The sequence below is a fragment of the Opitutales bacterium genome (assembly GCA_013215165.1).
Classification (GTDB): domain Bacteria; phylum Verrucomicrobiota; class Verrucomicrobiia; order Opitutales; family JABSRG01; genus JABSRG01.
Genome location: JABSRG010000085.1, coordinates 1 through 9,960 on the forward strand (window position 1 = coordinate 1; position 9,960 = coordinate 9,960).

Here is a 9,960-nt window from a genome sequence, read left to right on the forward strand (position 1 = left end):
TCTTAACCTTCGGCTACGTCCTCAAAACCCGCCGCGCCAAAGTAAATAAAGACGTGTAGCAGAGCCGCTCAGTCGGCGTGTCTCTTCGGTGTAGATGAGTCCTCAAGCCAGCGACCCGACAGAGCGGGTCGGCTGCAGTTTTTGAAAATCCTCAGGGTGATCGCGCTAGCGATTGCCTGGTTCGGCGCAGATCTGCCCCCAAAGCCAGCGCCTCACCAACAATTTTGGTCCGATATATACCGAATTTGCGGAAAATGAATCCCTTCATTTTGTCTTAACACGTGAGGGTGATGATGGGCGGCATTGATGGAATACGATGCTGATTACACCCTGTGTGAATGCGACTTAGATGCGCTGAAAACTCAGGTGGAACACTTTGAGGCGCGCATGGCAGTCCGTGTGACTAAGGAGCCTGCTGTATGCCTTACGATGGTGCGGGCTGAGGACTCTCTCGAACACCAAGAATTCTACCTTGGTGAAGCGCTTACTACGGAGTGTGAGGTCGAGATCGATGGCGTTACCGGCTATGGCTTGTGCTTGGGAGAAGAGCCGGTGCGGGGGTACTGCATCGCTGTGTTTGATGCGTTGCTGCATGGGCAGGCTGAGGCCGATGCCGAGGCGGCGGCTTTCATCAGCGAACACGCCGAGAGGATTGCCACCAAAGAGCGTCAGGAATTCGCCCGGACTTTGTCCACGCGGGTGGATTTCAAGCTCATGGAAGAGGGCTGAAACACGAGCTGGAATTTATTGTCATGATCGCACGAGAAATAGTTTTTGACGAGGTATTCGATTCCCAGGTGCTCTTCCGTTCTATTTTTGACGGCATGTCGCGCCCAGGTAAGATAAACGACCTGAAACCAGTTGACATCTCGTCGCCAGAAGGCCTCACCCGGGCGGCAGCTCTGGTGGCGCTGGCTCTTCTGAATGACGACGTCTCGGTGGCACTCGCTGAGCCTTCGGAGGCGGTTGCAGATTATCTACTGGGGAATACTGGGGTGCGTCAGGCTTCGGCAGATGATGCCGACTTTATTATCGGCACGGCACAGGCGACCTTGGGACTGATCGAGCGATCGAAAGAGGGCGAGCCGCTTTACCCCGAGAAGTCTGCGACCTTTGTTCTGATGGTGGATGCGTTGTCTGATGAACCTGTCGATAAAGGCATCGCCTTGGCGCTCAGCGGTCCGGGTGTGGCGGGACGCAAACAAATCTTTGTGTCGGGTATCTCTGAGCATTGGTTGAGCGAGCTGGCGGAGAAGAACTGCGAGTTTCCTCTGGGGGTAGACGTCATCCTGACTGCGGAAAATGCGAGCGGGCTGGCCGTGGGTTGCCTGCCGCGAACGACCCAGGTTGACGTCGTTTTGTAACGCCAAAGCGAAAAGAGGATTATTTTATGGGATATGTAGCGATCAAAGGAGGGGAGCGAGCCATCCAAAACGCCGAGCGTCTGGTCGATTTTTATCGTCTCCGCAGTAAGACCACGCCCGTCGAGATCGAACAGATCCGGACTCAATTCCGGAAGGCTCTCGATAAAATAATGGGGGAGGGCTCGCTTTATGCGCCCGAGCATGCAGCTCTTTCGCTGAAGCAGACCGAGGGCGATCTCTTTGAGGGTGCATTCATGCTCCGTGCCTTCCGCGCCACGCTAAACCGCTCGTATTTTTCCGAGATCCTGGACACGGACTCCATGCAGGTGGAACGCCGCGTATCCTCGGCATTTCGCGATTTGCCAGGTGGACAGATTTTAGGGCCGACGCGCGATTACGTCTTTCGGCTCTTAAATACTGATTTGGTGGATGAGTCGCTGGGCTCGATCTCAGAATTTGTAAGTGAGCAGAATGCACGCAAATTTGTGGCCGACGCGGGATCAGATCCGACGCAATTTCCGCGAATCGTTCGGTTTCTCAAAGAATGCGGGCGCCTGCGATTTTCTCCGGAAAAGAAGGACTCCCGGGTCTTCGATGTCACCCGCGAAGCGGTCAAATATCCAGCCCCGCGCAGTGCCACGATGCAGATGCTGGCCCGCGGAGAGCAGGGGGGTATGACGTCCATGGCTTACAGCTCCATGCGCGGGTTTGGCGACGTCGAGCCGAGTGTTGGCGAGCTGCGGTTAGGCAAGTGTGCTGTGAGGGTACGCGATCGCCGTAATCGCTTGCGCACCATCGGTCGCATCCGAGTTGCCGAGACTGATTTGATTGCGAAGGTAAAAGAGGGCAATCGCGACAAAGTGCCCTACATGACTCACGGCTACGGCCTGTGCTTTGGTCAGAACGAGCTGAAGTCGTTGAGCATGGCTATCCTCGATCGCGCCATCCGCTACGGCGATGAGGAACAGCCAGCATGTCAGCAGGAGTTTGTTTTGTATCACACTGAAGGCGTCGAGTCCTACGGCTTTACCAACCACCTCAAACTGCCGCACTACGTGACCTTCCAAAGCGGGTTGAGCAATGTCCGGCAAGCCATGAAACGGCGGGACGCGGCACAGCGCAAAGCGGCCTTCGGGGTCACGGGATCGGATGCCAGTAAAGTCAAAGACATCCCCGATCCACAGAGCATGTATCGCTAGAACCCAGTTTTAAGATCTTCCCACCACACTATGATAGAGGCAAAAAAATTTGAACGTAGTTATAACTACGGATTCATCGACGAAACGACAAAGAAGGAGATCCGTCGCAAAATGCTCAAGGCGGCAGCAATCCCCGGCTATCAAGTGCCTTACTCCTCACCAGAGATGCCCATCTCGCGCGGTTGGGGGACCGGTGGGTTGCATGCCACTCTCGCGCTGATCGGCAAGGCTGACGTCTTCAAAATTATCGATCAAGGGAGTGATGCGAGCGTGAATGCGTGCAACCTCCGCGACTTCGTCAAGCGCATGACGGGATGCGCGACGACCTTCGATACTGCCGATGCGACCATCATCCAGACGCGCCACCGCATCACCGAAGAAGTCTTAAATGCGGATCAGATCATCGTTTTTCAGGTGCCACAGCCCGAGATTCTACGCGGCGTGGAGCGCTACGAGTTCAAGACACGGCAGATGCACGCCGAGGCGGATTATGCTAAGATGTAGGTGAGCCTGTATGAGAGTTACGTGAAGTTTGGCGCGATCATGCGCGGTGCCGGCTATCCCGTCCGGGTCAACGGGCGCTACCTGATGAGCCCCTCTCCGATTCCCCGCTGGGATGTGCCCAATTTGAGCAATTCGGAAAATATCAACGTCTTTGCTGCCGGCCGGGAAAAGCGGATCTACGTCGTTCCTCCCCATACGACCGTGGAGCCGCTTGAGTTTGAAGACGTGCGTTCCACCGTCGAGAATTTCGACGGCATCAAGTGTGCGGCCTCGGGCCAGGATGACGCTTTTATGGATGAGATCTACGGGACGGATGGATCGCAGAACTATGTGATCAACGATTCCAATTTCCTGGATAAGGTCCGCGTTTCCGACCACGAGCGCCCTCGCCAACGTCTGTTTAAATACCAACAAGATGCCCAAATCGGCGCCTCTCGCTTGTAGTTCTAACCTCCAAAATTTTCCTCAATGGTTTCCCTTCCAAAAGACGAACAATGGCTGCTTCGGGTGCGAGGTCTGCAAAAGATCTACGGCGAGCCCTGCTCGAGCACCGTCCAATATACTGGACCCAAATTTGGCTCGAATATCTGTCCTGAGACCGACGCGATTGTGGCCTGTGCTGAGGTGAACTTCGACCTCTATCCGGGCGAAGTGCTTGGAGTCGTGGGCGAATCCGGCTCGGGTAAATCGACGCTAGTCCAACTGCTTTATTTCGATAACGAAGCGACAGGCGGCGCGGTCTATTTTCGCGATTTTGAGGGTGGGGAGACCAACCTATTGACGATTTCTAACCAAAAGAAACGTTACTTCCGCAATCACCTTATGGGGATGGTCTACCAAAATCCTCGCGACGGTCTAAACTTCCGCTTCTCGGCGGGAGGGAATATCGCGGAAAAACTCCTTATGGCGGGAAATTTCCATGTGGTTAATATCCGCACTCGCGCTAGCACTCTGCTCGATAAGACCGAGGTTCCTGTTAAACGCATGGATAGCATGCCTGGCCAGTTTTCCGGGGGCATGCAGCAGCGGGTGCAGATTTCCAAAGCCATTGCCAATAACCCTCCGCTGATCTTCCTCGACGAGGTTACGACGGGACTCGACGTATCGGTTCAAGCCAAAGTGCTCGATCTCATCCGCGGGCTGCAACAAGAGCTGGGGATTTCGATGATCGTCGTATCTCACGACCTCAGCGTCATCCGTATGCTGACGGACCGCACCATGGTCATGAAAAATGGCCGCATCGTCGAGGCTGGGCTGACCGATCAGATCCTCCAGGACCCCCAGCACGCCTATACTCAACTGCTTGTTAGCAGCCTCCTTTAACCCTCTCTCTGCTCCGCCATGACACCGATCCTCGAAGTCAACAACCTGCGCAAATCGTTCTTACTCTACATCCTTAACGATAAATCAATTGAGGCTTTGGAGGATGTCAGTTTCACGCAATACCAGGGTGAAATTATCGGGCTTACAGGAAAATCTGGCTCCGGGAAATCTAGCCTGATGAAGTGCATCTACCGGACCTATTTGTGCAATGCTGGCGAGATGGTCTACCACTCCCAGCTCTACGGCCCAATCGATCTGCTGAAGGCTACCGAGCACCAGATCCTTCGCATCCGCCGAGAGGAGATGACTTACTGTTCCCAGTTTCTCAGTGTGATCCCTCGTGTGCCGGCGGTGGAGGTCGTGGCTGGGCGTCTGCTTCAGGAAGGCGTTGCGCATGATGAGGCTTTGGAACGCGCTCGCGTGATGCTGGAGAAGCTCGGGTTGCCCCGCGAGCTGTGGGATGCCTTCCCTTCGACCTTTTCCGGAGGTGAGCAGCAGCGCATCAATGTGGCCCGCGCCATCCTCGGCAAGCCGCGCTACCTATTGATCGATGAGCCAACGGCCTCCCTCGACCCTAAGACTAAGGACATCGTCATCGACATGATTTTGGGACTTAAGGAAACGGGGACCTCCGTGATGCTGATTACTCACGACAAGCATGCCTTGGAGCGTATGTCGGACCGACGCCTCCACCTCGCCAAGGGATGTCTGGAGGAAGTGGAAGTGGCTTCGACTCTGGCGCTTTAGTCTACCGCGATGAGTGCGTTTCTCTACAGAGTCGGTATCGCGAGCACGCTTTTGCTTTGTGCGTCTTTCTTTGCCGGATGCGTTACCAGCGAGCCTGAGACCCTCGTGCAAGAAAATGGCGAGGTGTGGCCTGCGAAGATTCGCATGGCGCTGACGCCTTCTCAGGATGACCCCGAGGGGCGGATCACCCGTTTTACCGATCTAGCTGAATACCTCAGTGAGCAGTTGGGCATCGAGGTCGAGCTCATCCGCGCGACGAATTACGGCCCGGTGATCGAGGCGATGCGTGCCGATAAGATTGATTTGGCGCAGGGCGGATCGTTTATGTATATGATCGCCTACGAAAAGGCGGGGGTCGAAGCGCTGGCGACGCGCGGTTCTCTCGGTGGTGCGCGCAACCACTACAGCACCCTGATCGCAACGAGTCCCGAAACTGGGATTACCTCTATGGACGATCTGATCGCGGGGGCTGAGAACTACACCCTCGCATTTGTCGATGCGGCTTCTACGTCGGGACACCTCGTGCCGCGCGGTTACTTTGAAAGCCGGGGCGTGAACCCAGAAGATACCTTTAAAGAGGTGGTCTTCACCCAAACTCATCTCAATGCCGTGATGGCGACCGTGGCAGCAAAGGTCGATGCCGCCACGATCAACGACCGCACCTATAAACGGTTTCTTCGTGATGGTCGTATCCAGCCTGATGATCTGGTGGTGCTTTGGGAATCTGACGATATTCCTACCTCTCCGGTCTTCGCGAGGAAGGAGCTTCCGGAAGGCCTAAAGCGCGCGATTCAAGATGCCTACGTGAACTTGCACCTGAGAGATCCCGAGCTGCTGGAAGACTTTCGTCACCGTGCGATGCGCCCTGAGCTGATCTGGGTCCCGGCGACCGACGACATGTGGGATGGGTTGCGAGAGATCGCCTATAACATCGACACGATGACGCTGTTGAGCGGTGGCAATTAGGAGACCTTGTCGATGCTCGAAGTAAATCATCTCACGAAGACTGTTAAGGGCGGTGAATCCATCCTAAATGGAGTCTCTTTCCGGGTTGAAGCGGGTGAATTTGTCGGCGTGTTGGGGCCGAGTGGAGCAGGAAAGTCTCTGTCTATTCGCTGCGTCTTAGGACTGACTCGGGCGACTTCCGGGGAGATACATTTTAGAGACAGTAAAGAACGGGTCTACCACTTGACCGAGCTCAGTGGACGCAAGCTGCGTTATGCGCGGATGAAGATGGGGGTGATTTTCCAGGGCTCTAACCTGGTGCGCCGGCTGACTGTTTTGGAAAATGTCATGCTGGGTCGTTTGGCGCGGATATCCCCCTGGCGTAGCTGGTTGTATGGGTTCACCGATAAGGAGGCGCGCCGGGCTATGAAAGCTCTGAACCAGATCGGCATGGCAGACTGTGCGGGACGGCTTACTGGATCGCTCTCAGGGGGCGAGATGCAGCGCATCGCCATTGCCCGCGCCATCAATCAAAACCCGGCCCTCTATATCGCAGATGAACCCGTTAGCAGCCTCGACCCTAAGAATGCCCGTGCCATCATGCGCCTTTTGGCACCGCTCGCAGCAGAGAAGGGGGTGCTCGGTGTTTTTCATCAGCCCGACCTAGTGGCCAGGTTTTGCACACGCATGATCGGCTTGCGCGATGGGCGTGTCGTGTATGACGGTCGACCTAGCACGGATGCCGATCTCTTGCGGGATATTTATGGGGAAGAACTCGACGAACTGGCGGACATCTCAAACTTGTCGCTCCACGAGGAAGACCCCTTTGAGGTGAGCGCATAACGACGGGGAGTATGGGGGACGTGGCACAGTTAGAGACGGCACAGCACGCAGCGCTCAAACCCTACGGGCCAGGTAAGAAATGGCGCCTTCTGGGGAGGTTGTTCTTTGTATTGCTGGTGGTCGGGTTGGCCTCTTGGCGCGTAGAGGTCGATCTTATTACCCTCATCCAGGACCTCCCTTCGGGGCTCAACCGTAGTAAGGATTTTTTTAATCCGCTGTTCAGTGCCATCCCTGAGCTGCTGGTGCCGGCACTCGTTCTGATCCTGCTGGCATTGATCCCGACACCGATTGGCGTGTTTTTGGCCATCCCGGTGTCGTTTTTGGCGTCAAACAACATCGTGCCAAGCTGGGTGCGTAACATCACGCGGACTTTTATCACCATACAGCGGGGTATCCCCGAGATCGTGGTGATGGTGCTCATGACGGCGGCTTTTGGCCTGGGGGCTTATCCGGGGATTATGGCCATAACCGTCGGCTCGATTGGCATGTTGGCCAAGTTGTTTGCCGATGCCATTGAGGAGGTAGACGAAAAGGCTCTGGAGTCGCTGGAGTGCACCGGTGCTTCGAAATGGCAGGTGGTGCGTTACGGGATTATCCCGGAGGTGATTCCCACGATCATCTCCACATCGATTTTTAGATTCGAAATCAACATGCGCCAGGCGGGCTTGCTGGGGGCCGTTGGGGCGGGTGGCTTGGGTTACGAATTGAGCACATCCATGCTCGCGTTGGAATACGAGCGGGCAGCCGCTGTCATTTTAATGCTCTTGGTGCTCATTTTTACAGCGGAGAAATTATCCGATTGGCTGCGTTCTGTGATTTTCAAAGGAGACGATCTCAAATGAGCACCGCAATCGATGTCCCCCCCGAACTCCTCCCATCCCGTAAATTCTTAAAGAATCTCGGGGTCTTTGGCGGGATTTTTGGGTTCCTCGTGGGCGCTTTTATCTATCAGGGGACCAACCCTTTTATGTTCTTCACCGAGTTTCACCATGTGGTGAACTTGTTTAAGGATATGGTGCCGCTCAATGTGGACCTCTTCAGTTCGGAGAAACTGTGGGCCTCCATGATCCAAACTATCTCGATGGCGTTCTTGGGGACTTTTGGCGGGGGCTTTTTGGCTTTTATTATGGCATTCTTCGCCGCGCGGAATACAGCGCCCAATGCGTTCACGCGCGGCCTGTTCAGAGCGTTTTTGGCGATCCAGCGCGTCGCCCCTGATTATGCGATCATGCTGGTTATCATCACCACGGTCGGCTTTGGACCGTTTGCGGGGACGATTGCTCTCATAATCGGATCGACTGGGATGTTTGGGAAGTTCTTTGCGGATGCTATCGAGAATGTGAATCCCAAGCCTCAGGAGAGCGTGCGGGTGTTGGGGGCTTCAAAAACTCAGGAAATCCGCTACGGGATCGTGCCGCTGGTGCTACCCAGTTTCGTCGCCAACGGCTTTTTCCTTCTAGAAATCAATGTCGGGGCTGCCATCGCATTGGGCGTCTATGGCGGCGGGGGGTTAGGCTTTCATCTCAATGTCGCCGGGGACACGCTACAGTACCAAGACCTCCTGGCCTATGTCGTCTTCATCTTGGTTATGATGATCTGTATCGAGCGGGTATCCGATCGTTTCCGTAAACGCATTTTCAATAAGGGAATTACTCTAAAGTAAGGATTGTTCTATGTCTCAAACGACTCTCATCACGAATGCCCGAATCGTAACACGGAGGGAGGATTTTGAAGGATCTCTCGTTGTCGAGGATGGGCTGATTGTAGAGATCCTTAAGGACCGCTATCTGCCCGAAGCTCTGGATGCGCGCGGGCGGTGGTTGATCCCCGGAGTGATCGATACCCATACCGACTATATCGAGAAAGAAATCGCGCCGCGCCCGAGTGCAGAGATCCCGCTTGAGCTGGCCTTTCACATGATGGATCAGAGAGCTCTAGCGACGGGCCTGACCACGGTGCTCGGTGCCGTCCGCGTGTCGGCGGATAAAGAAAAAGGGGGCTCCCTTTGGCGTCGCGACGGTTTGGAGCTGGGTCGTCAGTACGAGCGGCTCTCGAAAACGGCGAAAGCGCGCCACCTCATGCACGTGCGCTGGGATACGAATTTCCAACCCGTAGATCCCAAAATCGAGGTGCTGAAATCTTTCACGACGCTGGGAAATATTGTGTTTAACGAAAACATCCCCGGAGAACGCCAGTTTCGCGATCTCGATCATATTGCGGGTAAATGGGCTGAGCGGCGCGGTGTGTCTTTAGAAGAAGCACGGGTGTTGATTCGGCAGCAGATTGAGACGAACCGCGGTATCAACAATCGTCCCCAGATTCGGGACGCATTTTCCGGTGATATATCGCTCGGGAGCCACGATGATACGACCATCGATCACGTTATAGAAGCGCACGCCATGGGCTGTTCGATCGCCGAAATGCCGACGACTCTCGAGGCCGCTCAGAAGGCGAGAGATCTCGGGCTGATCGTTACTATGGGCGCCCCAAATTACTACCGCGGTGGGTCTCGCTGCGGCAACTTTGGCGCGCCAGAGGCATTGGAACGTGGTCTCGTCGACGTGCTATGCAGTGACTACCATTTTCCTTCGTTACTTGGGAGTGTATGTAAGATGTTTGCCGCAGGTATCGAACCATCGCGAGCTGTGAGTCTGGTGACTTATAACGCGGCTAAATCGCTCAATCGCGACGAAAAATTGGGCTCGATCGAGGTGGGAAAATTGGCCGACCTGACACTCTTCGCAGCTCATCCGAATTACGCCGAAGTCACCCATACTTGGGTCGGTGGCGAGTTGGTATATCAGTCATCGGAACAGGTTGGAGCCGAGCGTCATTCTGATGCACGTGCTCTGGTGAACGCGGTATAGAACCCGTTTTGTCGCCATGCCCCGACAGAGCGCGGCAACTACAAAAGAGGCAGTTGGGGAAATGTGCGGTTTGAATTGAACCTTACATCGCTTATTAACTCGCTAATATAATACATGACTTTCACCCATGCATCATTCATCCTTTCAGGCATGGAAAAACGAGATGCT

Annotated in this window: 10 protein-coding genes and 1 pseudogene; all 11 read left to right on the top strand. The window is 55.0% G+C overall.

The annotated features are described in order from the left end of the window. The first annotated feature begins 306 nt into the window (after positions 1-306). Positions 307-729: a phosphonate C-P lyase system protein PhnG gene (gene phnG / locus HRU10_14130; GenBank protein ID NRA28369.1), complete on the top strand. Its 423-nt coding sequence runs from the start codon at positions 307-309 to the stop codon at positions 727-729. A gap of 23 nt (positions 730-752) precedes the next feature. Continuing rightward, positions 753-1,364, top strand: coding sequence for a phosphonate C-P lyase system protein PhnH (gene phnH, locus HRU10_14135; GenBank protein ID NRA28370.1), 612 nt, complete (start codon positions 753-755; stop codon positions 1,362-1,364). A 26-nt stretch (positions 1,365-1,390) separates the two neighbouring features. After that, positions 1,391-2,563: a carbon-phosphorus lyase complex subunit PhnI gene (locus tag HRU10_14140; GenBank protein ID NRA28371.1), complete on the top strand. Its 1,173-nt coding sequence runs from the start codon at positions 1,391-1,393 to the stop codon at positions 2,561-2,563. Between the two features lie 30 nt (positions 2,564-2,593). After that, positions 2,594-3,511, top strand: a pseudogene (locus tag HRU10_14145) (alpha-D-ribose 1-methylphosphonate 5-phosphate C-P-lyase PhnJ). 24 nt (positions 3,512-3,535) lie between these two features. After that, complete coding sequence (locus HRU10_14150; protein NRA28372.1) at positions 3,536-4,390, top strand: ATP-binding cassette domain-containing protein; 855 nt, start codon at positions 3,536-3,538, stop codon at positions 4,388-4,390. Between the two features lie 18 nt (positions 4,391-4,408). Further along, entirely contained in the window at positions 4,409-5,137 is a 729-nt protein-coding gene (locus HRU10_14155) for an ATP-binding cassette domain-containing protein (GenBank protein ID NRA28373.1), read from the top strand. Between the two features lie 9 nt (positions 5,138-5,146). Beyond that, entirely contained in the window at positions 5,147-6,103 is a 957-nt protein-coding gene (locus HRU10_14160; protein NRA28374.1) for a phosphate/phosphite/phosphonate ABC transporter substrate-binding protein, read from the top strand. Between the two features lie 12 nt (positions 6,104-6,115). After that, entirely contained in the window at positions 6,116-6,925 is an 810-nt protein-coding gene (locus HRU10_14165) for a phosphonate ABC transporter ATP-binding protein (GenBank protein ID NRA28375.1), read from the top strand. An 11-nt stretch (positions 6,926-6,936) separates the two neighbouring features. Further along, a complete protein-coding gene (phnE, locus tag HRU10_14170) occupies positions 6,937-7,767 on the top strand; it encodes a phosphonate ABC transporter, permease protein PhnE (GenBank protein ID NRA28376.1) in 831 nt (276 codons plus the stop codon). Beyond that, the gene (locus tag HRU10_14175; GenBank protein NRA28377.1) at positions 7,764-8,588 is read left to right on the top strand and encodes an ABC transporter permease subunit; all 825 of its coding nucleotides are present in this window, start codon (positions 7,764-7,766) and stop codon (positions 8,586-8,588) included. Before phnE ends, HRU10_14175 begins: the two co-directional genes overlap by 4 nt. A gap of 10 nt (positions 8,589-8,598) precedes the next feature. Then, positions 8,599-9,792: an alpha-D-ribose 1-methylphosphonate 5-triphosphate diphosphatase gene (locus HRU10_14180; GenBank protein ID NRA28378.1), complete on the top strand. Its 1,194-nt coding sequence runs from the start codon at positions 8,599-8,601 to the stop codon at positions 9,790-9,792. The last annotated feature ends 168 nt before the right edge of the window (positions 9,793-9,960 follow it).